Source organism: Streptomyces daghestanicus (assembly GCF_020521275.1).
Taxonomy (GTDB): Bacteria; Actinomycetota; Actinomycetes; order Streptomycetales; family Streptomycetaceae; genus Streptomyces; species Streptomyces griseoviridis.
In genome coordinates, this window is the sequence record NZ_BNDX01000008.1 from 420,031 (window position 1) to 442,170 (window position 22,140).

24 protein-coding genes are annotated in these 22,140 nt (G+C 73.1%); 12 read left to right on the forward strand and 12 right to left on the reverse strand.

Annotated features, from left to right (window positions below):
- Window positions 1–21: 21 nt before the first annotated feature.
- A complete protein-coding gene (locus tag Sdagh_RS11330) occupies window positions 22–693 on the reverse strand; it encodes a response regulator (protein WP_189420877.1) in 672 nt (223 codons plus the stop codon).
- Window positions 690–1,721, reverse strand: coding sequence for a HAMP domain-containing sensor histidine kinase (locus Sdagh_RS11335; RefSeq protein ID WP_226535029.1), 1,032 nt, complete (start codon window positions 1,719–1,721; stop codon window positions 690–692). Before Sdagh_RS11335 ends, Sdagh_RS11330 begins: the two co-directional genes overlap by 4 nt.
- Before the next feature lie 224 nt (window positions 1,722–1,945).
- Between Sdagh_RS11335 and Sdagh_RS11340 the strand changes: the two genes are divergently transcribed.
- Both Sdagh_RS11340 and Sdagh_RS11345 read left to right on the forward strand, forming a co-directional pair.
- The gene (locus tag Sdagh_RS11340; protein WP_189420871.1) at window positions 1,946–2,431 is read left to right on the forward strand and encodes a cation:proton antiporter regulatory subunit; all 486 of its coding nucleotides are present in this window, start codon (window positions 1,946–1,948) and stop codon (window positions 2,429–2,431) included.
- 4 nt (window positions 2,432–2,435) lie between these two features.
- Window positions 2,436–3,677: a cation:proton antiporter gene (locus Sdagh_RS11345; RefSeq protein ID WP_226535031.1), complete on the forward strand. Its 1,242-nt coding sequence runs from the start codon at window positions 2,436–2,438 to the stop codon at window positions 3,675–3,677.
- A gap of 200 nt (window positions 3,678–3,877) precedes the next feature.
- On the opposite strand, the gene Sdagh_RS11350 is transcribed toward Sdagh_RS11345, so the two are convergent.
- The gene (locus Sdagh_RS11350; protein ID WP_189420868.1) at window positions 3,878–4,285 is read right to left on the reverse strand and encodes a pyrophosphohydrolase domain-containing protein; all 408 of its coding nucleotides are present in this window, start codon (window positions 4,283–4,285) and stop codon (window positions 3,878–3,880) included.
- Window positions 4,286–4,367: 82 nt separating this feature from the next.
- Here Sdagh_RS11350 and Sdagh_RS11355 point away from each other — a divergent pair, with 82 nt between their 5' ends.
- Window positions 4,368–5,363: a TAXI family TRAP transporter solute-binding subunit gene (locus Sdagh_RS11355; protein WP_189420866.1), complete on the forward strand. Its 996-nt coding sequence runs from the start codon at window positions 4,368–4,370 to the stop codon at window positions 5,361–5,363.
- Between the two features lie 8 nt (window positions 5,364–5,371).
- Here Sdagh_RS11355 and Sdagh_RS11360 read toward each other — a convergent pair whose 3' ends face one another.
- Complete coding sequence (locus tag Sdagh_RS11360) at window positions 5,372–6,769, reverse strand: sensor histidine kinase (RefSeq protein ID WP_189420862.1); 1,398 nt, start codon at window positions 6,767–6,769, stop codon at window positions 5,372–5,374.
- A 12-nt stretch (window positions 6,770–6,781) separates the two neighbouring features.
- Entirely contained in the window at window positions 6,782–7,465 is a 684-nt protein-coding gene (locus Sdagh_RS11365; protein WP_190077951.1) for a response regulator transcription factor, read from the reverse strand.
- Window positions 7,466–7,762: 297 nt separating this feature from the next.
- On the opposite strand from Sdagh_RS11365, the gene Sdagh_RS11370 reads away from it, so the two are divergent.
- The 8 genes from Sdagh_RS11370 to Sdagh_RS11400 all read left to right on the forward strand — a co-directional run bounded on the left by Sdagh_RS11370 (window position 7,763) and on the right by Sdagh_RS11400 (window position 14,423).
- Window positions 7,763–8,539 carry an amino acid ABC transporter ATP-binding protein gene (locus Sdagh_RS11370; RefSeq protein WP_189420855.1) on the forward strand — a complete coding sequence of 259 codons (777 nt, stop codon included), beginning with the start codon at window positions 7,763–7,765 and terminating at the stop codon, window positions 8,537–8,539.
- Between the two features lie 119 nt (window positions 8,540–8,658).
- Window positions 8,659–9,492 (forward strand): glutamate ABC transporter substrate-binding protein, encoded by an 834-nt coding sequence (locus tag Sdagh_RS11375; RefSeq protein ID WP_189420852.1) that lies wholly within the window; start codon window positions 8,659–8,661, stop codon window positions 9,490–9,492.
- A gap of 84 nt (window positions 9,493–9,576) precedes the next feature.
- Window positions 9,577–10,242, forward strand: a complete 666-nt coding sequence (locus Sdagh_RS11380; protein ID WP_189420850.1) for an amino acid ABC transporter permease — start codon at window positions 9,577–9,579, stop codon at window positions 10,240–10,242.
- Complete coding sequence (locus tag Sdagh_RS11385) at window positions 10,239–11,120, forward strand: amino acid ABC transporter permease (RefSeq protein WP_189420848.1); 882 nt, start codon at window positions 10,239–10,241, stop codon at window positions 11,118–11,120. Before Sdagh_RS11380 ends, Sdagh_RS11385 begins: the two co-directional genes overlap by 4 nt.
- Window positions 11,121–11,308: 188 nt before the next feature.
- Window positions 11,309–12,988, forward strand: coding sequence for an FAD-dependent monooxygenase (locus tag Sdagh_RS11390; RefSeq protein WP_190077950.1), 1,680 nt, complete (start codon window positions 11,309–11,311; stop codon window positions 12,986–12,988).
- Between the two features lie 285 nt (window positions 12,989–13,273).
- Window positions 13,274–13,360 carry a putative leader peptide gene (locus Sdagh_RS36965; RefSeq protein ID WP_311605579.1) on the forward strand — a complete coding sequence of 29 codons (87 nt, stop codon included), beginning with the start codon at window positions 13,274–13,276 and terminating at the stop codon, window positions 13,358–13,360.
- Between the two features lie 80 nt (window positions 13,361–13,440).
- A complete protein-coding gene (locus Sdagh_RS11395) occupies window positions 13,441–13,968 on the forward strand; it encodes a cupin domain-containing protein (RefSeq protein WP_190077949.1) in 528 nt (175 codons plus the stop codon).
- Window positions 13,965–14,423, forward strand: coding sequence for a rhodanese-like domain-containing protein (locus Sdagh_RS11400; RefSeq protein WP_189420841.1), 459 nt, complete (start codon window positions 13,965–13,967; stop codon window positions 14,421–14,423). The genes Sdagh_RS11395 and Sdagh_RS11400 overlap by 4 nt, the downstream gene beginning before the upstream one ends.
- Window positions 14,424–15,024: 601 nt before the next feature.
- On the opposite strand, the gene recX is transcribed toward Sdagh_RS11400, so the two are convergent.
- From recX to Sdagh_RS11420, 4 genes are all read right to left on the reverse strand, one after another.
- Window positions 15,025–15,870, reverse strand: coding sequence for a recombination regulator RecX (recX, locus tag Sdagh_RS11405; RefSeq protein ID WP_190077948.1), 846 nt, complete (start codon window positions 15,868–15,870; stop codon window positions 15,025–15,027).
- A 3-nt stretch (window positions 15,871–15,873) separates the two neighbouring features.
- A complete protein-coding gene (gene recA, locus Sdagh_RS11410; protein ID WP_189420833.1) occupies window positions 15,874–16,998 on the reverse strand; it encodes a recombinase RecA in 1,125 nt (374 codons plus the stop codon).
- Window positions 16,999–17,362: 364 nt separating this feature from the next.
- Entirely contained in the window at window positions 17,363–18,706 is a 1,344-nt protein-coding gene (locus Sdagh_RS11415) for an AI-2E family transporter (protein WP_226535033.1), read from the reverse strand.
- Window positions 18,707–18,766: 60 nt separating this feature from the next.
- The gene (locus Sdagh_RS11420) at window positions 18,767–18,961 is read right to left on the reverse strand and encodes a DUF3046 domain-containing protein (protein WP_189420831.1); all 195 of its coding nucleotides are present in this window, start codon (window positions 18,959–18,961) and stop codon (window positions 18,767–18,769) included.
- Window positions 18,962–19,040: 79 nt separating this feature from the next.
- Here Sdagh_RS11420 and Sdagh_RS11425 point away from each other — a divergent pair, with 79 nt between their 5' ends.
- Window positions 19,041–19,940 carry a hypothetical protein gene (locus Sdagh_RS11425; protein ID WP_190077947.1) on the forward strand — a complete coding sequence of 300 codons (900 nt, stop codon included), beginning with the start codon at window positions 19,041–19,043 and terminating at the stop codon, window positions 19,938–19,940.
- A 76-nt stretch (window positions 19,941–20,016) separates the two neighbouring features.
- Here the strand turns inward: Sdagh_RS11425 and Sdagh_RS11430 are convergent, their stop codons facing one another.
- The 3 genes from Sdagh_RS11430 to Sdagh_RS11440 form a co-directional block, all read right to left on the reverse strand.
- Window positions 20,017–20,325, reverse strand: a complete 309-nt coding sequence (locus Sdagh_RS11430; protein ID WP_189420826.1) for an AzlD domain-containing protein — start codon at window positions 20,323–20,325, stop codon at window positions 20,017–20,019.
- Window positions 20,322–21,026 (reverse strand): AzlC family ABC transporter permease, encoded by a 705-nt coding sequence (locus Sdagh_RS11435; protein ID WP_189420824.1) that lies wholly within the window; start codon window positions 21,024–21,026, stop codon window positions 20,322–20,324. The genes Sdagh_RS11430 and Sdagh_RS11435 overlap by 4 nt, the downstream gene beginning before the upstream one ends.
- 125 nt (window positions 21,027–21,151) lie before the next feature.
- Window positions 21,152–22,048, reverse strand: coding sequence for an AraC family transcriptional regulator (locus tag Sdagh_RS11440; RefSeq protein WP_189420822.1), 897 nt, complete (start codon window positions 22,046–22,048; stop codon window positions 21,152–21,154).
- Between the last annotated feature and the right edge of the window lie 92 nt (window positions 22,049–22,140).

Below are 22,140 nucleotides of genomic sequence, written 5' to 3' on the forward strand. Positions count from 1 at the left end.
GACAACCGCTCCAGCCGCTGGTCAGGGCTCGATCAGGCCCGCCCGGATCGCGTACCGGGTCAGCTCCAGGCGGTCGCGCACGCCGAGTTTCTGGAGCAGGTTGGCGCGGTGGCGTTCGACGGTCTTGGCGCTGATGAAGAGCAGTTCGCCGATCTCCTTCGAGGTGTGGCCCTCGGCGACGAGCTTGAGGATCTCCTCCTCGCGCTCGGTGATCGGCCGCGCGGGCAGGCCGTCGCCCCGGTGCAGACGGTCGAGGTAGGCGCGGACCAGGGCGCGCTCGGCGCCCGGGTAGATGAAGGGCTCGTCGCGGACGGCGGCCCGGCACGCCTCGACCAGGTCGCGGTCGGCGACCGATTTGAGGACGTATCCGCAGGCGCCCGCCTTGAGGGCCTCGAAGAAGTACTGCTCGTTGTCGTACATCGTCAGGATGAGGATGCGCAGGTCGGGCAGGCGGCGGGAGAGTTCGCGGGCCGCCTGGAGGCCGGTCATGCGGGGCATCGCCACGTCCAGGACGGCGAGGTCCACGTCGCCGGCGCGGGCCGCCGTGACCGCCTCGGCGCCGTCCCCCGCCTCCGCGACGACCGTCAGGTCGGGCTCGCCGTCCAGGATCAGGCGTACCCCCCGGCGTACGAGGGTGTGGTCGTCGGCGAGCAGGACGCGGATCGGGGGGCGCGGCGGGGAATGGGCGTTCATCGGTGGCCTCCGGTGTCGGGGGGCACGCGCGCGTGGGAGCCGGTTCCGGCGGGGACGGCGGGCACGCGCGCGTGGGGATCGGTTCCGGCGGGCGCGAGGGGCACCCGCAGGCGTACGTCGGTGCCCCGCGCGCCCGGTCCGGGGCCCACGCTCAGGTCGGCTCCCACCAGCAGGGCGCGCTCGCGCATGCCGGCGAGCCCCGCGCCCTCGGGGGCGTCGCCCAGGCCGGTGCCGTTGTCGCGGACAAGGAGGTCGACGGCGTCGGGCAGGCTGCGCAGGGTGATCTCGGCGCGGTCGGCGGCGGAGTGCCGGGCGGTGTTGGTCAGGCCCTCCTGGGCGACCCGGTAAATCACCAGTTCCGCCTCCGGGGAGAGCGGCGGCAGGTCACCGGGGACGTGGTGGCGGACGGTGAGTCCGTGGTGGGTGAACTCGGCGGCGAGCGACCGCAGGGCGCTGGCCAGGCCCAGTTCCTCCAGGACGCCGGGGCGCAGCCGGCGGGCGATGCGGCGGATCTCGTCCAGCCCGGCCCGGGTGGCCTCCTGCGTCTGGCTCACCTCGTCGCGCAGGTCGGCGGGGACCCGGTCGGCGACCCGCTTGAGCTGGAGCAGGACGGCGGTGAGGGTCTGGCCGACCTCGTCGTGCAGTTCCCGGGCGATGCGGTGGCGCTCGCGCTCCTGGGCGTGCAGGGCGTGCCCGGCCCCGGCCGCGCGCTCCGCCTGGAGCCGGTCGAGCATCGTGTTGTAGGTGGCGATCAGCTCGGCGGCCTCGGCCGGTCCGGACACCTCGGGGCGGGCGCCGGGGCGCAGCAGGTCGGCGGTGGACATGGCCCGCCCGAGCCGGCGCAGGGGGACGAGCCCGACCCGGAGCACGACCGCGTTGCCGACGAGGAGCGCGGCCAGCCCGCCGAGGAGGATCAGCGCCTCGTGCGGCAGGACGGGGGTGGAGACGGTGACCGGCCCGAGCAGCAGCGCGGTGGCCAGGACCAGGCCCGCGGCGTTGAGCGAGAAGATCCGCCAGAACAGCGACACGGTCGTCTTCCCGCTCCCTCCGGCTCGCGCGGGTCCCGTCGGCCGCTCCGATCCGGCGCGCGACACCGCCGGGAGCAGTCTCCGTACTCCCGGCCGGTTGCGTATATCCGTCACGACACCCATATCGCCACCGTACGCGCGGGTGACAGCATGGCGACGCGTCATCGGACACCCGTACGGGCCGGCGGCGCGGCACAGCGAGAGAACGAACGAGGGGAAGACACGTGTCCGCTCCACGCCTGAGGGCGACGCCGCTGCCGGGTATCGGGGTCCAGTACGACCTGGTGACCCGCGAACACCGCCAGCTGTCGGTGGTGGCGCACCGTGACGGCGCCCGCACGGTCAACGTGTACCGGGCCGACGACCCCGACTCCTGCGCCCAGTCCCTGAAGCTGACCTCCTCGGAGGCGGGGGCGCTGATCGACGCGCTGAAGCCGTCGCACCACAGCGCCAGCCTGCTGCACACCTCCGACCTGGGGCTGGTGGCGGAGCGGATCGAGGTGTCCGCGACCTCGCAGTGGAACGGGCGGCTGCTGGGTGACACGCGGATGCGGACGGAGACGGGCGCGTCGATCGTGGCCGTGCTGCGGCACGCCGAGGCGGTCCCGTCCCCCACGCCGGACTTCCGTCTGATGGGCGGGGACACGGTGATCGTCATCGGCACCCGAGAAGGCGTCGACGCCGCCGCGGCGATACTCGGGCGGGAGTGATCCGGTGCACTCTTCCGCGGTTCTGCTGATCGAGTTCGGTTCCATCATCCTGGGTCTCGGCCTGCTCGGCCGGTTCGCCGGGCGGTTCGGGCTCTCCCCCATTCCCCTGTACCTGCTCGCCGGGCTGGCCTTCGGCGAGGGCGGGCTGCTGCCGCTGGGCGCGAGCGAGGAGTTCGTCGCGACCGGCGCCGAGATCGGCGTCATCCTGCTGCTGCTGATGCTGGGCCTGGAGTACACCGCCGGTGACCTGGTCACCAACCTGAAGTCGCACTATCCGGCGGGTCTCGTCGACTGCGCGTTCAACGCCCTGCCGGGCGCGATCGCGGCGCTGCTGATGGGCTGGGGCCCGGTGGCCGCCGTCGTCCTCGCCGGTGTCACGTGGATCTCGTCGTCCGGGGTGATCGCCAAGGTGCTCGGCGATCTCGGCCGGGTCGGCAACCGGGAGACCCCGGTCATCCTCAGCGTGCTGGTCCTGGAGGACCTGGCGATGGCGGTGTACCTGCCGATCGTCACGGCGCTGGTGGCCGGGGCCGGGCTGATGACGGGCAGCGTCACCCTGGCGATCGCGCTGGGCGCGGCCGGGCTGGTGCTGTTCGTGGCGGTCCGCTACGGCCGGCTGATCTCGCGGTTCGTCTCCAGTGACGACCCGGAGAAGCTGCTGCTCGTGGTGCTGGGGCTGACGATTCTGGTGGCGGGCGTGGCCCAGCAGCTCCAGGTGTCGGCGGCGGTCGGGGCGTTCCTGGTGGGCATCGCCCTGTCCGGGGAGGTCGCGGAGGGCGCGCACACGCTGCTGAGTCCGCTGCGGGACCTGTTCGCGGCGGTGTTCTTCGTCTTCTTCGGGCTGCACACCGACCCGGCGAGCATCCCGCCGGTGCTGCTGCCCGCGCTGGCGCTGGCCGTCCTGACCGCGCTGACGAAGATCGCCACCGGGTACTGGGCCGCGCGGCGCGCCGGGATCTCGGTCAAGGGACGCTGGCGGGCGGGCGGCGCGCTGGTGGCCCGCGGCGAGTTCTCGATCGTCATCGCCGGGCTGGCGGTGTCGGCCGGGATCGAGCCGTCCCTCGGCCCGCTGGCGACGGCGTACGTCCTGATCCTGGTGATCCTCGGGCCGCTCACCGCCCGCTACACCGAGTCCGTCGCGACCTGGCTGGCCCGGCGCCGGAACGACCGGCAGGACCGCCGCCCGGACGTGCCGCGGGAGGCGTCGCGGCCGGCGGGCGCGGAGGCGTCGTCGGTGGCGGACTGAGGCGGGGTCCCGCCGCACGGGGAGCCGCACGGGGTCGGACCGGGCCGGGGCGGGGTCAGCCCCGGGGGCGGGGCGGACCGGGCGGAGGCGGGCGCGGCGGAGGGGGGCCGGGCCACGCCGGTTCCCCGGATCGGGCGGAGGCGGGCCGGGGGCCCGGTCCTCCGGGCGGGGCGCGTCCGGAGGACCGGGCGCCCCGCCCTTCAGTCGCCTTCGGCCGGCACCCACCCCTGCCGCCGCAGCACCCCCGCCACGTCCGGCGCCTCGTAGTGCTCCCCCTTGAGGACCTTGCCGTCGGCCCGGCGGCTGACCTGGCCGTCGGGGCCCAGCTTGGTCATGTTGGACCGGTGGATCTCCGCGATCACCGCGTCCAGGTCGATGCCGTGGACCAGGGCCGTGCCGTAGGCGACGTAGACCACGTCCGCCAGTTCGTGCGCGAGCCGGTCCAGCGGGCCGTCCACGGAGACCTCCGCGACCTCGGCGGCCTCCTCCGCGAGCAGCTCGGCGCGGTGCGCGGCGAGTTCCGGCGCCACGCGCGCCGGGGTGCTGCGCGCGGCCAGTCCGAAGGCGTGGTGGAAGGCACGGACCAGGTCTGCGGGGGAGGAACTCATGGACCCGACTGTAACGATCCCCTCCGACAGTCCCGTCCGACCGCCCTGGTCAGCGGACGGACCGGCTGGCAGGATCGCGGCCATGCCCACGCTGTTCTCCCGGTTCGGCCCGCGCCGGCTCCTGACCGCCGCCGCGGCGGCCGTCGTCGCGTTCGGCCTGCTGCTGTGGTGGCTGCTGCCCCTGGGCGAGGAACCGCCGAGCGGGACGATCACCTTCAGCACCGGCACCCGCGCCGGGGTCTACCACGAGTACGGCGACCTGCTCCGCGCCGAGCTGCGCAAGGACATGCCGGGGCTGAAGGTGCGGCTGCTCACCAGCGCGGGGTCCCAGGAGAACGTCGAGCGGGTGGCGACCGGCGCGGCCGACTACGCGGTCGCCGCGGCCGACGCGGTGGAGACGTACGCCTTCGACGACCGCCCCGGCGCGGACCGGCTGCGCGGCGTGGCGCGGCTGTACGACGACTACGTCCAGCTCGTCGTCCCGGTCGACTCCACCATCCAGTCCGTCGCCGACCTGCGGGGCAAGCGGGTCGCCATCGGGCTGCCCGACTCGGGCGTGCGGCTGATCGCCACCCGGGTGCTGGAGGCCGTGGGCATCGACCCGGAGACGGACATCACACCGTCCGCCGACGGCATCGACACCGGGCCCAAGCGGCTCGGGCAGGGCCTGGACGCGTTCTTCTGGTCGGGCGGGCTGCCCACGGACGGATTGCAGCGGATCGCCCGGACGCCGTCCTTCCGGTTCGTTCCGATCGAGGAGGACGTCGTCGCCGAGCTGCACGACCAGCCCGGCCCCACCCGCTACTACCGGTCCACCAACATGCCCGAGTCGGCCTACCCCACGGTCCAGAACGGCTACCCGCTGGAGACCATGGCGGTGGCCAACGTACTGATCGCCCGGGACGACGCCGACCCCCGGATCACCGAGTGGCTGACCCGTACGGTGATCGAGACCCGGGACAGCATCGGCGCGCACGTCCACTCCGCGCAACTGGTCGACCTGCGTACGGCGATCTACACCGACCCCCTCCAGCTCCACGAGGGCGCCCGGCGGTACTACGCCTCCGTCAAGCCCTGACCGCCCGCTCACGGCTGGTGCCGGGGCACCGTCACCGTCACCTTCAGCCCGTGCGGGTGGTGGTGGTCGTAGGTGATCGTGCCGCCGCCCGCCGCGAGCAGGGCGCGGCAGATGGACAGGCCGAGCCCGGAGCCCTTGATGTTCTGGTGCCGGCCGCTGCGCCAGAAACGGTCCCCGACGCGGGAGAGTTCCTCGTCGGTCAGGCCGGGGCCGCGGTCGGCGACGACGACGGTCGACGAGCTGCCGTCGGAGGCGACCGTGACCTGCACGGTCTCGCCCTCGGGCGTGAACTTCAGCGCGTTGTCGACGACCGCGTCGAGGGCGCTGGAGAGGGCCACCGGGTCCGCCCAGGCGGTGGTGGGCGGGCAGTCGCCGGCCAGCACCACGCCCTTGGCGGCGGCGGTCGGCGACCAGGCCGCGACCCGTTCGGAGGCCAGCGCGCCGATGTCGGTGATCCGCAGGTCGGGTGCGGCGTGCTCGGCCAGCGCCAGGTCGAGCAGGTCGTCCAGGACCCGGGCCAGGCGCTTGCCCTCGGTCTGGACGGAGGCGATCTCCGCGCTGCCCTCGGGCAGCTCGAAGGCGAGCAGCTCGATGCGGAGCAGCAGCGCGGCCAGCGGGTTGCGCAGCTGGTGGGAGGCGTCGGCGACGAAGGCGCGCTGCTGCTCCAGGACGTTCTCGACGTTGTCCGCCATCTCGTTGAACGACCGGGCCAGGCGCCGCAGCTCCGGCGGCCCCCCGGAGGGGGCGACCCGGGACTTGAGGCGTCCGGTGGCGATGTCGTGGGTGGTGGCGTCCAGGACCCGTACGGGGCGCAGCACCCAGCCGGTGAGCCGCAGGGCGGCGCCGACGGCCAGGGCCATCGCGGCGATCTCCCCGGCGGCGATCACCAGCCAGCCGTCCAGGGTGCGCGAGCGCATCGGGCCGGTGGGCGAGTCGGTGACCACCACCGCGACGACGTCGCCGTCCCGGATGACCGGCGAGGCCACCACCAGCCGGCCGCTCTCCCAGGGCCACACCTGGGCGGGGTCGTGGCTGCGGCGGCTGAGCAGCGCCTCGTCGAAGGCGTCGCGCACCTCGCCCTCCTGGGGGAGGAACCAGGTCGTCGGGGCGTTGGCCATGGGGATGTGATTGGTGTAGAAGACCGCGGCCCGGATGTCGTAGACCTCGTAGTAACTGGTCAGCTCGCTCTGGAGGGTCTCCAGCCGCTCGGTGGGCGTGGTGCGGGACCCGGAGGGGGCGTCCCCGACGAACTGGGCGAGCGCCGCGAAGCGCGCCGTGTCGTCGATGCGGTCGACGACCGTCTCCTGCTGTTCGGCGCGGGCCACGCTGACGGCGAGCGGCACGCCGAAGGCGAGCAGCACCGCCGCCAGCAGGACGATGAGCAGGGGCAGCAGACGCGCGCGCACCCGGCCGGCCCGCTACGCGGCGGGGGCGACGAGGCGGTAGCCGACGCCGCGGACGGTCTCGATCAGCGCCGGCCGGCGGAGCTTGGAGCGCAGGGAGGCGACGTGCACCTCCAGAGTGCGCCCTGTGCCCTCCCAGCTCGTGCGCCACACCTCGCTGATGATCTGCTCCCGGCGGAAGACCACCCCGGGGCGCTGGGCGAGCAGGGCGAGCAGGTCGAACTCCTTGCGGGTGAGCTGGACGGCCGTACCGTCCACCCGTACCTGGCGGGTGGCCAGCTCGATGTGCACGGCTCCGAGCCGCACCTCGTGCTCCGTGCTCGGCGCGTCCTCGTGGGCGGTGCGCCGGCTGACCGCGTGGATACGGGCGAGCAGTTCCCCGGTGTCGTACGGCTTGACCACGTAGTCGTCGGCGCCGAGGTTGAGGCCGTGGATGCGGGAGCGGACGTCGGCACGGGCGGTCACCATGATCACCGGGGTGGCGGTGCGCTTGCGGATCTTGCCGCAGACCTCGTATCCGTCCTGGTCGGGCAGGCCGAGGTCGAGGAGGACGACCCCGAAGCCGTCGCTCTCGGGGACCAGGGCGCGCAGGGCCTCCTCGCCGCTGCGCGCGTGGGTGACGTCGAAACCGTGGCGTGACAGTACCGCGGACAGGGCGGCGGCGACGTGGTTGTCGTCCTCGACGAGCAGCAGTCTCATCCGGTCCCCCTTCGGTTCACCCGCCGTACGCCCGGCACGAGTACAACGATCACGAACGCGTCGGCACACGCGCGCGTACCCGTGCAGTCACGCTGATGGACAGGGACGGCGTCAAGGGGGTTCGGGTCGCGGGCCCCCCGAAGTTATCCGGCCGATACGCGCCTTGCCCGAAGTGCTACGACACGTGTCCGATTGCTATCCGATCGTGATGCTCAGATTCCCCTCAGATGTAATGACGCAGGTCGCACGGCGTCACTACTGTCCTCCAAAACCGAGGAGGACGGAGCTTCAAGAGCGATGACCGAAGTATCGGTGGCCAAGGACGACGTGGCCGCGACCGGCGACCTGGTCGCACTGAGGAATGTCAACAAGCACTTCGGCGCGTTGCACGTGCTCCAGGACATCGATCTGACGATCGCCCGCGGCGAGGTCGTCGTGGTGATCGGGCCCTCCGGGTCCGGTAAGTCCACCCTGTGCCGCACCATCAACCGCCTGGAGACCATCGACTCCGGCACGATCACGATCGACGGGAAGCCGCTGCCCCAGGAGGGCCGGGAGCTGGCGCGGCTGCGGGCCGACGTCGGCATGGTCTTCCAGTCGTTCAACCTCTTCGCGCACAAGACGGTGCTCGACAACGTGATCCTGGGCCAGGTGAAGGTCCGCAAGGCGGACAAGCAGAAGGCCGAGGAGAAGGCCCGCGCCCTGCTCGACCGGGTCGGGGTGGGCGCGCAGGCCGACAAGTACCCCGCGCAGCTCTCCGGCGGTCAGCAGCAACGCGTCGCGATCGCCCGCGCGCTGGCGATGGACCCGAAGGTCATGCTCTTCGACGAGCCGACCTCGGCCCTGGACCCGGAGATGATCAACGAGGTCCTGGAGGTCATGCAGCAGCTGGCCCGGGACGGCATGACGATGATCGTCGTCACCCACGAGATGGGCTTCGCCCGGTCGGCGGCCAACCGCGTGGTGTTCATGGCGGACGGCCGGATCGTCGAGGAAGCCACGCCGGACCAGTTCTTCAGCAATCCGCGCAGCGACCGCGCCAAGGACTTCCTGTCGAAGATCCTGCACCACTGACACCACCGGCCCGCACCCGGACGGTGTCGTCACCGGCACCACCGGCCCGCACCCGGACCATGTCACCCGCGCCCGTCGGCCCTCATCGCTCGTCCGAACACAGCCAAAGGATGTCCACCATGAAGCTCCGCAAGGTCACCGCCGCCTCGGCCACCGTCCTCGCCCTCGCCCTGTCCGCCACCGCCTGCGGTTCCGGCGACGACGACGGCGGCTCCTCCGGGGACGGCAAGAAGATCACCATCGGCATCAAGTTCGACCAGCCGGGCCTCGGCCAGAAGACCCCGGACGGCTACGAGGGCTTCGACGTCGACGTCGCCACGTACGTCGCGAAGAAGCTCGGCTACGGCGAGGACCAGATCGAGTGGAAGGAGTCGAAGAGCGCCGACCGCGAGACCATGCTCCAGCGCGGTGACGTCGACTTCATCGCCGCGACCTACTCGATCACCGACGAGCGCGCCGAGAAGGTCGACTTCGCCGGGCCGTACCTGCTGGCCCACCAGGACGTGCTGCTCCGCGCCGACGACAACAAGATCAAGTCGGCCGAGGACCTGAACAACGCCAAGCTCTGCTCGGTCACCGGCTCCACCTCCGCCCAGAACGTCAAGGACAAGCTCGCTCCCAAGGCCCAGCTCCAGAACTACCCGACGTACTCGGCCTGTCTGAACGGTCTCCAGAACGGCGCCATCGACGCGCTGACCACCGACGACTCGATCCTCGCCGGTTACGCCTCCCAGTCGCAGTTCAAGGGCAAGTTCAAGCTCGGCGGCCTGAAGATGACCAACGAGAACTACGGCATCGGCGTCAAGAAGGGCAGCGACCTCAAGGCCAAGATCAACACCGCCCTGGAGGCCATGGTCTCCGACGGCTCCTGGGACAAGGCCGTGAAGGACAACTTCGGCCCCGCGAATTACAAGAACGAGCCCGCGCCGAAGATCGGCGACATCAAGAGCTGAGGCAGCGCCTGACGGAGTGCGCCGCCCCGGGTGGGGGGCGGCGCACCGGTCCGGGCATTCCTACACGCGGAAGCGCGGGAGATCGTGTTCGACTTCTTGGAAGACTACGACCTGCTGGGAGCCTTCTGGACGACGGTGCAGCTCACCCTGCTGTCGGCCGTCGGCTCCCTGATCTGGGGCACCCTGCTGGCCGCCATGCGCGTCAGTCCGGTGCCGCTGATGCGCGGTTTCGGAACCGCGTACGTGAACATCGTGCGGAACATTCCGCTCACCGTCATCATCCTGTTCGCGTCCCTGGGGCTGAGCCAGACGCTGAGCATCAACCTGGGTGCCGACGACTTCGATTCGATCAACTTCCGGCTCGCCGTCCTCGGCCTCATCGTCTACACCGCGGCCTTCGTCTGTGAGGCGCTGCGCTCCGGCATCAACACGGTGCCGGTCGGCCAGGCGGAGGCGGCGCGGGCGATCGGCCTCAGCTTCGGCCAGGTGCTGACCCTGGTGGTGCTCCCCCAGGCGTTCCGCTCCTCGGTGACCCCGCTGGCGAACGTCCTGATCGCGCTCACCAAGAACACCACGGTGGCCGCCGCGATCGGTGTCGCGGAGGCGGCGCTGCTGATGAAGGAGATGATCGAGAACGAGGCCCAGCTGCTGCTGATCTCCGCGATCATCGCCGTCGGTTTCGTGATTCTGACGCTGCCGACCGGCCTGATCCTGGGCTGGGTGGGCAAGAAGGTGGCGGTGAAGCGATGAGCTCCGTTCTCTACGACGCCCAGGGCCCCCGCGCCAAGCGGCGCAACGTCCTGCTCACCGTGGTCTTCCTCGTCCTCGTCGCCCTCCTGCTGTGGTGGGTCATAGGGATCCTGTGGGACAAGGGCCAGCTCGACTGGGCCAAGTGGGAGATGTTCTTCACGGGTTCCGAGGCCTGGACGACGTACATCCTGCCGGGCCTGTGGAGCACCCTGAAGGCCGCGGCGCTGTCGGTGATCATCGCGCTGCCGCTCGGCGCGGTCTTCGGTATCGCCCGGCTCTCGGACCACGCCTGGGTCCGCGTCCCGGCCGGCGTCGTGGTCGAGTTCTTCCGGTCCATCCCCGTGCTGGTCCTGATGATCTTCGGTCTCGCGCTGTTCGCCGAGTACACCAGCGTCAGCTCCGACGACCGTCCGCTGTACGCGGTCGTCACGGGCCTGGTCCTCTACAACGCCTCCGTCCTCGCCGAGATCGTCCGGGCCGGCATCCTCACCCTGCCCAAGGGCCAGTCCGAGGCGGCCATGGCGATCGGCCTGCGCAAGGGCCAGGTCATGCGGCTCGTCCTGCTGCCGCAGGCGGTCACCGCGATGCTGCCGGCCATCGTCAGCCAGCTCGTCGTCATCGTGAAGGACACCGCCCTCGGCGGTGCCGTCCTCACCTACTCCGAGCTGCTCTCCTCGGCCAACACGATGAGCGGCTTCTACGGCGCCAACACCATCGCCAGCTACACGGTGATCGCGGTGATCTACATCGCGCTCAACTTCGCCCTCACCAGTTTCGCGAGCTGGCTGGAGCGCCGGCTGAGGCAGGGCAAGAAGTCGACCGGCGCCGTCCTGACCGCCGACGACAACCAGCCGAACGCCGGCGCGGTCGCGGCCTGACGACCGGTCACGTCGTAGCCTCGTCGGCATGGCTGACCAGGGGGCAGTGGCATGATCGCCACTGCCCCCGGTCGCTTGACGGGGGCACCGGCAGTCTGTTGCATACGTTCTGTGATCGTGCACCCTGCTCCAACGTCCTGTTCACCTGTGTCCGCCGGGACACCGCGCCGGGCAGGGGGCGCCGCGCCGTGGACCCGGTGATCATCGTCGGGGCGGGGCCCGTCGGGCTGACGCTCGCCCTGGCCCTGGCCCGTCAGGAGGTGCCCTGCGTCGTCCTCGACGAGGGCCCCGGCAAGGACGAGCCTCGCCCGGCGCGGACCGTCGTCCTGCCCGAGGACACCGTCGCCCTGCTGGAACGGCTCACCGGGACACCGCTCGGCCGGGCGGGCTTCCGCTGGGCCGGATGGCGGTCGATGCGGCGCAAGCAGGTGACGCGCGAGATCACCTTCGACGAGACCGACCCGGCGCCGCTGCACATCGCCCAGCACCTCCTGACCGGCGCGCTGCGCGCGGCGCTGGCCGGCGAGCCCCTGGCTCGGATCGCGGTGGAGAGCCGGCTGGACGCCCTGGAGCAGGAGCCTTCCGGCGTCACCGCCCACACCCGCGGCCCCAAGGGCACCTGGTGGCGCGGCAGTTACCTGATCGGCTGCGACGGCCCCCGCTCCACCGTGCGCAAGCTCCAGGACATCCGCTTCCCCGGCCGCACCGCGGTGGAGCGGCACGCGGTCGCCGCGCTGCGCACGGAACTGCCCTGGAGCGACGAGGCGTTGCTCCACCGCTCACCGCCGTGGCGCATGTCGGGCCCCTCGGCCGGCGAGATCACCGGCCGCCCGCTGCCCGACGGGGTGTGGCGCCTGGACTGGCTGCTGCCGCCGGGCAAGGACCTGGTCACCCCCGAGCTGCTGGTCAACCGCGTCCGCGAGACCCTCACCGGCTGGAGCGGCGACGGGTCCACCCCGGCGTACGAACTCCTCGACACCGGTGTCCACACCGTCCACCACCGGCTGGCCCGGCGCTGGCGTGTCGGCCGGGTCCTGCTCGCCGGGGACGCGGCGCACCTGCTGGGCGCGCTGGGCACACAGGGTCTCGACGAGGGGCTGCGGGACGCCGACAACCTGGCCTGGAAACTGGCGCTGGCCTGGCACCACGGCCCGGGACCGCACGACGCGCTCCTCGACAGCTACCAGGCGGAGCGGCGTACCGCGGTCGCGGCCCGGCTGCGCGCCGCCGACCAGGCCCTGCCGCTGCTGCGTGGTGGCGGCGGGCTGCGCGGTTACGTCCGCGGCCCGGCCCGCGGGCACGACGCGTTGCTCACGGACGGTCACTTGGGGCGCGGCTTGCTCGGCGCGCCGGGGGCGTACGCCGATTCACCGCTCGCACCACCGCCCCTCGACGGGGAGATCGCGGTCGGTACGGCACCGGGCGAGCAGGTCACGGACGTATGGGTGACCGCGGAGGACGGCACCTTCGTCCGGCTCCGCGACCGGCTGGGCCGCGGGGCGCTGCTCGTGGTGCTGGTCGCGCCGGGTACGGGGGTGTGGGAGCGGCGGCACTGGGTGACCGCCGGTGTCATGCCCCGGCTGGCGGCCGCGGTGACGGCGCTGCCGCACCGCGCCGAGCTGCTGGTCACCGAGAGCTATCCGGGCGCCGGTGCGCACACGGTGCTGCTGGTACGGCCCGACGGCCACCTGGTCACGGCCCTGAACGGCGTCCGCCCGGCCGACCTGTACACGGCGGCCGAGGCGGCACTGGGCCGCACGGCGGAGCGAGGCGCCGAGCCGGAGGGGGCCCCGGCGGGGGCCGCGGCGGGTGGCGCGTCGGTGGGATCGGCTTCGGGGGCCGGGGCGTCGCCGGGGGACAGGGCGTAGGCGTCGCGGGGCGGAGCGGGAGGGGCGGTACGGGAGTGGGCTGGGATGCGGGGGCGCTGCGGGAGACAGTACGGGGACGGCGCGAAAAGGCGGTACGGGGCGGCGCGGGAAGCGGTGCGGGGCGGTGCGGGGCGGCGCGGGAAGCGGTACGGGGCGGCGCGGGAAGCGGTGCGGGCGAGATGCCGGAGGCGGGGGCGGGCACGCTCGGTGACCGTCCCCGCGTCACACCGTCCGCATGGTGACGGTGAGTTGACCGGTGCGGGCCGCCATGGTTCACTCCGGACCATGACCGACACCGATGTGCGCCTGTGGCGGAGGGTCCATATGGACCTCGTCCGTTACGCGGGCTGCGTGTGTCGTCCGTCCTGCTGACTTCGCCTGCTTCTCCCGCGCGCACCGTTCCGTACGCCGTCGCGCGCGTTCCTCACGCGAACCCCCTCAGGACGGTACCCGTGTCTCTCCCCGCCCCTGCCTCCGCCCGCGTCACCGCGCCCACCCAGGCCGAACTGCTCGCCTTCGCGCGCCGGGCCGCCGCCGACACCACCCTCGTCTCCTCACTCCCCCTCGACCCGCAGGGCCGTACCTGGGTCCGGCTGGACGGCCCGGGCGGCAGCGAGGCATGGCTGATCGGCTGGCCGCCCGGCACCGGCACCGGCTGGCACGACCACGCCGACTCGGTGGGCGCGTTCGTGACCGCCGCCGGCGAGCTGAAGGAGAACGCCCTCGCCGCCCGGCTGCCCACCCACGCCTGGCGCACCCTGGAACTGGCCGACGGCGTGGACCGGTCACGCCGTCTGACGGCCGGGCAGGGGCGCGCCTTCGGCCGGCACCACGTGCACGAGGTCCTCAACGAGTCCCTGGACCGGCACGCCGTCTCGGTCCACGCCTACTACCCACCGCTGCCGCTGATGCGCCGCTACAGCCGCACCGGCCCGGTCCTCCGCCTGGAGCAGGTCGAGCGCCCGGAGGACTGGCAGTGAGCGCCGCCGGGGAACGCGACGGCTCCGCAGAAGGGCTCTCTACGGGCCCCGAGGGCATCGACGGCCTGCTGGAACGGGTACGCCGGGGCTACGAGCGGGTCGGACCGCGCGAGGCCTACGAGGCCGCCCGGGCCGGCGACGCCCTGCTGGTGGACATCCGGTACGCCGCGCTGCGCGAACGGGACGGTCTCGTCCCCGGCGCCCTGGTGATCGAGCGCAACGAACTGGAGTGGCGGCTGGACCCCCGGGGCAGCCACCGCGTCCCCGAGGCCACCGGGCACGACCTGCGGGCCGTCGTCATCTGTGACGAGGGGTACGCCTCCAGTCTGGCGGCGGAGTCCCTGCACCGGCTGGGGCTGCGCCGGGCCACCGATCTGATCGGCGGTTTCCAGGCCTGGCGGGCGGCCGGGCTGCCGGTGCGGGCCGTGGGCGGTCAGGCGTCCGGGTCGCAGTAGGACGGTGCCGTGTCCCGGTGCTCCTGGTGATCAACCGGATCGGCGTCCTGGCGACCTCCTCCGTCTGCCTGCCGCGCAACAGGGCGGTGGCGTTCCGCACGGCCAGTTCGCCGGTCCGGCGGAGTTGGCGAAGGTCGCGGAGGACCGTCCGTCCTTGAGCGCGGCCGACGCCCGGTCGGTTCCGTCGACGGTCACGCGGCACCCGGCGTGCGCCGGCCGCGTCGAACGCCGCGCGGGCGGCGCACGCCATCTCCTCGTTCGCGGCGAAGGCGTAGTCCAGGTCCCGATGGTCGCGGATCACGGTCGCGGCGACCTCCCGGACCGTGCCGACGTTGTACCTCCCGGGCGGGTCGGCGACGACCTCGGCATTGTCGGGCAGCGCCTCGGTGAAACCGCCGACGAGCAGATCGGATGCGGCACCCGGGCGCCCCGGCGATCATCCCGGCGATCACTCCGACGCTCACCGGCCGGTCCTCGGCGTCGCGCGCGATCCACCGGGCGCGTCGGGCCGGCCCACCGCCTCCAGGTCCACGACGGCCCCGAGGATGTCGTCGGGGCCGGAGCAGGCCCACGCCGGCCGGTGCCTCCTCGCACACCCCGGTCAGTACGCCGTGTCCCCGTCCTCCAGGAAGTCCGCGTCCTCCCCCTCCGCCTCCAGTGCCTGCCGGACCACCCTCAGGGCCAGGCCCTCGGGGTACCCCTTGCGGGCCAGCATGCCCGCGAGGCGGCGCAGTCGCTTGTCGCGGTCGAGTCCCCGGGTGGCGCGCAGTTTCCGGGCGACGAGCTCCCGCGCGGTCGCCTCCTCCTGCTCGGAGTCGAGCCGGGAGACCGCCGCGTCGATGAGGGTGGCGTCGACCCCCTTGGTCCGCAGCTCCCGGGCGAGCGCGCGCCGGGCCAGGCCACGGCCGTGGTGCCGGGATTCCACCCAGGCGTCCGCGAAGGCGCTGTCGTTGATCAGCCCGACCTCCTCGAACCGAGACAGCACCTCCTCGGCGGCCTCCTCCGGAATCCCGCGTTCGCGCAGGGCGTCGGCCAGTTGCTTGCGGGTGCGCGGGGTCCCGGTGAGCAGGCGCAGGCAGAGCGCCCGTGCCTGCTCGACCGGGTCCCGCGGAGGCTCCGCCTTCTCGGCCCTCGACGAGGAAGGGGTGCCTCCGTCCTCGGCGGACAGCCGCTGCCCGCGGTTGCGCGCGCGCCGTCGCCCGCGGCCCCCGTTCGCGCCGCCCGCGGCGTCGTCCGTGTCCCCGAAGCCGCCCGGAGCCCGGAAGTCGCCCGGACCTCCCGGTCCCCCCGTGCCCCGGCCGCCGTACGTGTCGCCGTCCTGCCCGTCACCGTCCGTCCCGGCGAAGCCTTCGTCGCCCGGTCCGCCCCGTCGCGCGCGGCGGGGGTCCCGCTCCTGCGCCGGGGCGGCCGGGTGGGCGTACTCGGCCCAGTCGGTTCGTCGTGTCACGGGTCAGCTCTTGGCGGTCGCGGCCTTGGACTTGGTGGCCTTGGCCGCGGGCGCGGGCACCGCCGTGGCCGCGGTGGCCGGCACGGCGGGGACCGTGGCGTCCGCGGCCGGTTCGGCGGCGGGCTCCGCGGGACGCACACCGACGCCCAGCTTCTCCTTGATCTTCCTCTCGATCTCGTTGGCGAGGTCGGGGTTGTCCTTCAGGAAGTTCCGGGCGTTCTCCTTGCCCTGGCCGAGCTGATCGCCCTCGTACGTGTACCAGGCTCCGGCCTTGCGGACGAAGCCGTGCTCCACGCCCATGTCGATCAGGCCGCCCTCGCGGCTGATGCCGTGGCCGTAGAGGATGTCGAACTCGGCCTGCTTGAAGGGAGGCGCGACCTTGTTCTTGACGACCTTGCAGCGGGTGCGGTTGCCGACCGCGTCCGTGCCGTCCTTCAGGGTCTCGATGCGCCGGATGTCGATGCGCACGGAGGCGTAGAACTTGAGCGCGCGGCCACCGGTCGTGGTCTCCGGGGAGCCGAACATCACGCCGATCTTCTCGCGGAGCTGGTTGATGAAGATCGCGGTGGTCTTGGACTGGTTGAGCGCGCTGGTGATCTTCCGCAGGGCCTGGCTCATCAGCCGGGCCTGGAGGCCGACGTGGCTGTCGCCCATCTCGCCCTCGATCTCCGCGCGCGGGACGAGCGCGGCGACGGAGTCGATGACGATGAGGTCGAGGGCGCCGGAGCGGACCAGCATGTCCACGATCTCCAGGGCCTGCTCGCCGTTGTCCGGCTGGGAGAGGATGAGGTTGTCGATGTCGACGCCGAGCTTCTTGGCGTACTCGGGGTCGAGGGCGTGCTCCGCGTCCACGAAGGCGACCTGGCCGCCGGCCTTCTGGGCGTTGGCCACCGCGTGCAGGGTCAGGGTCGTCTTGCCCGAGGACTCGGGGCCGTAGATCTCCACGACGCGGCCGCGCGGGAGTCCTCCGACGCCGAGGGCCACGTCGAGCGCGGTCGATCCGGTGGGGATGACCTCGATGGGCTCGTTCGTCCGGTCACCCATGCGCATGACCGCGCCCTTGCCGAATTGCCGTTCGATCTGTGCGAGAGCGGCGTCCAGGGCCTTCTCTCGGTCGGTTCCTGCCATGGGTTCCACCCGATTTGCTTGAGTCGATCGCTTCACGTCAAAGACGCTAACGCCTGCCACTGACAATGCGCCCCGACGCAGGTCCTGCCTGTGGATAACTCGGGTGCATCTCCGCCGATAGCCAGCCATATCGCCCATCGTGAGCGCCGCTGGAGCTTCCATAAGAATGGATGTTCGATTTTTGTGTCAAGCGCATCACGCGCATCACGCGGCACCCCGGCGCCCCTGATGCAGCCGGGCTGCGCAGGTGCCCAGGCGTCCAGGTGTCCAGGTGTCCAGGGGGCTGGGAGGCGGCGGCCTCGAAGGCGTCGGGCCGCCCCGTCCGCGGCACCGTCGGCGTCGCCGCGCCACCCGGCCGAAGGACCTACCGGCCCTCTCCGGCCTCCGGCCCGCCGGCGCCCCCCGGCCCTCCGGGACTCCGCCGGTCTCCCGTGGCTCCAGGCCCTGCGGAGGCCCCCGTCCGCCCGGGCCGCTCCGCCGCCGCCCGTCCGGCGGCCCACAGGCGCCACAGGCGGGTGAGCGGTCCCGGCCCCGCTGTCTGGTTCCGGTCCCGGCGCCCGTGGACGCGGGGGTCGTCCGTCACGGCGTACCGCTTGATGTACGCGCCCAGGAACGCCTGGAGCGTGGCGACCGCCGGGATGGCGATCAGCGCGCCGACGGCACCGAGGAGCGCGGTGCCCGCGATGACCGAGCCGAAGGCGACCGCGGGGTGGATGTCGACGGTCTTCGAGGTCAGCTTGGGCTGCAGCACATAGTTCTCGAACTGCTGGTAGACGACGACGAAGCCCAGCACCCACAGCGCGTACCAGGGATTGACCGTGAAGGCGATCAGCATCGGCAGGGCGCCGGCGAGGTAGGTGCCGATGGTCGGGATGAACTGGGACACCAGCCCCACCCACACGGCGAGCGCGGGCGCGTAGGGCACCGCCAGGATCTCCAGCAGGATGTAGTGCGCTATGCCGGAGATCAGCGCCATCAGGCCGCGCGAGTACAGGTAACCGCCGGTCTTGTCCACGGCGATCTCCCACGCGCGCAGCACCTCGGCCTGCCGGGCGGGCGGCAGGACGGAGCAGAGCGCGCGGCGCAGCCGGGGGCCGTCGGCCGCGAAGTAGAACGCGAACAGCGTGATCGTCAGCAGCCGGAACAGCCCGCCGAGGACCTGGGTGGAGACGTCCAGGACGCCGGTGGCGCTGTTCTGCACGTAGTTGCGCAGCCAGTCGGAGCGGAGCAGGCCCTCCTGGATGTCGACCCGTCTCAGCTCGGTGTGGAAGTGGCCGTTGACCCAGTTGATGACGGAGTCGAGGTACTCGGGGAACTCCTCGACCATCTTCACGATCTGCCCCGCGAGCATGGAGCCGAGCAGCGTGACGAATCCGGCGGTGGCGATCAGTACGCCGAGGAAGACGAGGAAGGTGGCCAGTCCCCGGCGCAGGCCGCGCCCGGCCATCCAGCTCACCGCGGGCTCGATGGCCAGGGCCAGGAAGAACGCGATGAGGACGTTGATCAACAGCCCGGTGAGCTGGTGGAAGGCCCAGCTGCTGAGCTGGAAGACGGCATAGAGCGTGAGGGCGAGCACCATGGCCCGGGGCAGCCAGCGTGGCATGCGGGCGGCCGGCCCGGCGGGGCCCGCCGGGGGTCCGGCGGGCGGCGTCGGGCCGGCCGGGGATGCGTGCGGGGCTGCCCGCCCGGTCTCGTCAGTGGATGCCACGGTCCCAGTCTCGCCCACGCCACTGACAGCCGGGCGCCGTCCGGCGATCTTCGTGACGATTCAGCGCTTGTCCTGTGGCACGTTCATGACCGTGCAGACCACGCGCCACACGTCCTTGGCGTCCCAGCCCGCGTTCAGCGCCTCGTTCACCGTCCGCCCGCCCAGTTCCGTCATCACGTGGTCGCGCGCGAAGGTGTCGGCGTACCCGGAACCGAACTGTTCCGCCATCCGCTGCCAGAAGACCGTCAACCGCATGTCCCCAGTATCCCGCCCCCGGGTGTGGCCCCGGGCCGGGCCGCCTGCGGAGACCGCTTTCCGCCCTACGGTCTGACTCATGGCCGAAACCGGAGTCCACCCGCTCCCCCCGATGCCCACGGCGCGCTCCCCGCTGGCCCGCGCCGAGCAGTTCGTGCGGCTCACCGCGCGCGTACTGGACCAGCACCTGTTCGCGTACCACTTCCGAGACGGCGACCCCGCCCCGGTACAGACCGCGCTCGACGCCTACCGCAACCCGGACGGCGGCTACGGCCACGCGCTGGAGCCCCTGCTGCGGGGCCCGGACAGCCAGGTGCCGCACACCGCGCGCGCCCTGCGGGTCCTGGACGCGGTGGGGCGCTGCGACGGGCCGCGCATCGAGCACACCTGCCGGTACCTGGCCTCCGTCTCCGCCCCGGACGGCGCCCTGCCGGCCTCCGCGCGGCCCGCCCCCGGCACTCCCGGCGCGCTGACCGCCACCGGCCCGGTCGTCGGCCTGCTGCACCGCAACCGGGTGTGGCACGCCTGGCTCTTCCGGGCCACGGAGTTCTGCTGGCGGCTCAGCGAGTCACCCCGGAGCATCGACCCGTACGAGATCCAGGCGGCGGTGGCCTTCCTGGACTCCGCACCCGACCGCCCGCGCGCGGAGGCGACCGCCGACCGCCTGGGCCGGCTGCTGCGTGAGCACCGCCTCGCCGTCCTCGACCCGGACGACCGCGACACGGCACCGCCCGCCCCCGGTGAGCGGCGCCGCCTCCTCCCGCACGAGTACGCGCGCGTACCGGGGTCCTGCGCACGCGCGTGGTTCACCGACGCCGAGATGGCGCGCTCCCTCGACGTCCTCGCGGCCGCGCAGGAGGAGGACGGCGGCTGGCCCGCCCCCTGTGCGGGACCGCCGTCGGTCGTCCTGGAGTCCCGCCCGGCAGCGGCCATCAGCGCCCTGCGCACCCTTCGCGCGTACGGCCGCCCCATCGGCTGACGGCGCCGCGGACGCCGGCGCGGTCGCGCGTGCTCACCGGGCCACGGACGCCGAGGGGTCCCCCGGCCCCGAGGGGCTATCCCGCCACGGCCCGCACCCCCGCGGTCACCACCACGGCCACCGTGACGACCAGCAGGAACGGGGCGCGCAGCAGCAGCGCGACGGCCGCCGCCGCGACTCCAGCGGCCCTCGCGTCCAGCATGAGCGCGTGCCCTTCGGCGAAGGTCTGCTGCGCCGTGAGGGCGGCGAGCAGGGCAACGGGGAGCAGCGCGGCCAGCCGGCGCACCACCGGCCGCTCCAGCGCCCCCGCGGGCACCAGCAGCCCGGCCAGCTTGACGGCGTAGCACCCCAGGGCGGTCAGGGCGATCGCGATCCAGACGTTCACCGCGCGTCCTCCCGTCCGCGCCGCCCCCGCGCCCAGAGGACGGCCGGTGCCGCCAGCGCCGCGACCAAGACCGGCGTACCGGCCGGCAGCACGGGCAGCAGGCCGAGCCCGAGCACCACGGCCAGCGCGGCGACCGTCCGCTCGACCGTGCCCTTCAGCATCGGCGCGAGCAGGGCGAGGAAGACCGCGGGGCCGGCCGCGTCGAGCCCCCAGGCGTCGGTGTCCCCGATCGCCTCCGCCCCCAGGGCACCGAGCAAGGTGGTCAGGTTCCACAGCGCGTAGAGGCTCGCTCCGGTGACGGTGAACCCGATCCGGACGGCCCGCCGGGTGGGCTGGGCCAGCGCCACCGCGGTCGTCTCGTCGATGACCCACTGCGCGGCGAACGGCCGCACCGCCCGCGGCAGCGCCAGCAACTGCGACAGGCGCAGTCCGTAGAAGGCGTTGCGCACCCCCAGGAAGAAGGCTCCGGCCGCGGCCGTGAAGGGGTTGCCGCCCGCCGCGAGCGCGCCGACGAGCGCGAACTGGGACGCCCCGGTGAAGACCAGGAGGCTGAGCGCGCAGGTCTGGGCCACGGTGAGCCCGCCGCCCGCCGCGGTCACCCCGAAGGCGAACCCGGACAGGCCCACGGCGACACCGACGCCCAGGGCGTCCCGCACGACCGCCGAGTCGGGCTTCTCCCCCGGGCTGTCCCTCGTACCCATGGCGTCCCGCGCCCCTGAGGCGTCGGTTCTCACGGCGTCCCGCGCCCCTGAGGCGTCGGTTCTCACGGCGCCCTGCGTCCTTGGGGCGTCGGTTCTCAAGGTGTCCTGTCGTACGGCGTCCGGTTCTACGGCGTCCGGGACCGCTGCCTGTTCTGCTGCCACGTCCCGGACGGTAGGCGGAGCCGCCGCCGCGCGTCTTGTACGTTCTTGCGCTCACGCTGGTAGGCGCCCGGAGGCACCCCCACGATCCGGGTGAAGTGCCGGTTGAGATGCGGCTGGTCGGTGAAGCCCACCAGGGCGGCGGCCTCGGCCGGAGCCGTCCCGGCGTCCAGCAGCCGGCGCGCGCGACGCACCCGCGCGTCGGTCAGCCAGGTGTGCGGCGGCATGCCGTAGACGTCCCTGAAGGCCCGCAGCAGGGCGAACGGGCTGCTCCCCAGGCCGGTCGCCAGGGCCTCCAGGCCGGGCGGGTCGGCCATCCGCTCCTCCAGCACGTCACGCGCGCGTGCCGCGACCCGGGCCCCCGCCGACCGCACCTCCCGGCGCGGCAGTGCCCCGCCGTTCCGCCGCAGCAGCCGGGTCACGGCCACCCGCAGCAGGGTGTCGGCGGCCAGCGCGTCACCCGCGTCCGCCGCCGACAGCACCCGCCGGACCAGCTCGACGGCGTGCGGATCGGCCACGACCGGGCGGACGAACCCCGGCGTCCCCCGCAAGGTGGTGGTCTCACCGGCGATCGCCGCCACCACCTCGGGCGACGGATAGACGGCCCCGTACCGCCAGCCGTCCGGCACCCCCGCCCGGCCGGTGTGCGGGGTGTCCGGGTTGACCAGGGCCAGCTCACCGGCCCCGGCGGACACATCGCCGCCGCCGTGGTGGAAGACCTCCACGCCGTCGTAGATGGCGGCGATGACGAAGTGCTCGTGGGTGTGCCGTACGAACGTCTGCCGTATGTACCGCGCCCGCAGCAGGTCGACGCCCGGCAGCGCGGCGAAGCGCCAGTGCCGCGCCCGCTCGCCGTGTCCCATCCGCCCATTGTCCTCGGGCGGGCCGGCCGCGCCCCGGGGCCCGCCACGGTGGGGCCCTGCGCCGCGGGCCGGGACCGCCGGCAGTCGATTGT

Bases quoted from the DNA above. Each gene is read 5' to 3' on its own strand.
- Sdagh_RS11330 (WP_189420877.1), bottom strand. From the start codon at position 693: ATGAACGCCCATTCCCCGCCGCGCCCCCCGATCCGCGTCCTGCTCGCC.
- Sdagh_RS11350 (WP_189420868.1), bottom strand. From the start codon at position 4,285: ATGAGTTCCTCCCCCGCAGACCTGGTCCGTGCCTTCCACCACGCCTTC.
- Sdagh_RS11355 (WP_189420866.1), top strand. From the start codon at position 4,368: ATGCCCACGCTGTTCTCCCGGTTCGGCCCGCGCCGGCTCCTGACCGCC.
- Sdagh_RS11365 (WP_190077951.1), bottom strand. From the start codon at position 7,465: ATGAGACTGCTGCTCGTCGAGGACGACAACCACGTCGCCGCCGCCCTG.
- Sdagh_RS11370 (WP_189420855.1), top strand. From the start codon at position 7,763: ATGACCGAAGTATCGGTGGCCAAGGACGACGTGGCCGCGACCGGCGAC.
- Sdagh_RS11375 (WP_189420852.1), top strand. From the start codon at position 8,659: ATGAAGCTCCGCAAGGTCACCGCCGCCTCGGCCACCGTCCTCGCCCTC.
- Sdagh_RS11385 (WP_189420848.1), top strand. From the start codon at position 10,239: ATGAGCTCCGTTCTCTACGACGCCCAGGGCCCCCGCGCCAAGCGGCGC.
- Sdagh_RS36965 (WP_311605579.1), top strand. From the start codon at position 13,274: ATGACCGACACCGATGTGCGCCTGTGGCGGAGGGTCCATATGGACCTC.
- recA (WP_189420833.1), bottom strand. From the start codon at position 16,998: ATGGCAGGAACCGACCGAGAGAAGGCCCTGGACGCCGCTCTCGCACAG.
- Sdagh_RS11420 (WP_189420831.1), bottom strand. From the start codon at position 18,961: ATGCGGTTGACGGTCTTCTGGCAGCGGATGGCGGAACAGTTCGGTTCC.
- Sdagh_RS11425 (WP_190077947.1), top strand. From the start codon at position 19,041: ATGGCCGAAACCGGAGTCCACCCGCTCCCCCCGATGCCCACGGCGCGC.
- Sdagh_RS11435 (WP_189420824.1), bottom strand. From the start codon at position 21,026: ATGGGTACGAGGGACAGCCCGGGGGAGAAGCCCGACTCGGCGGTCGTG.
- Sdagh_RS11440 (WP_189420822.1), bottom strand. From the start codon at position 22,048: ATGGGACACGGCGAGCGGGCGCGGCACTGGCGCTTCGCCGCGCTGCCG.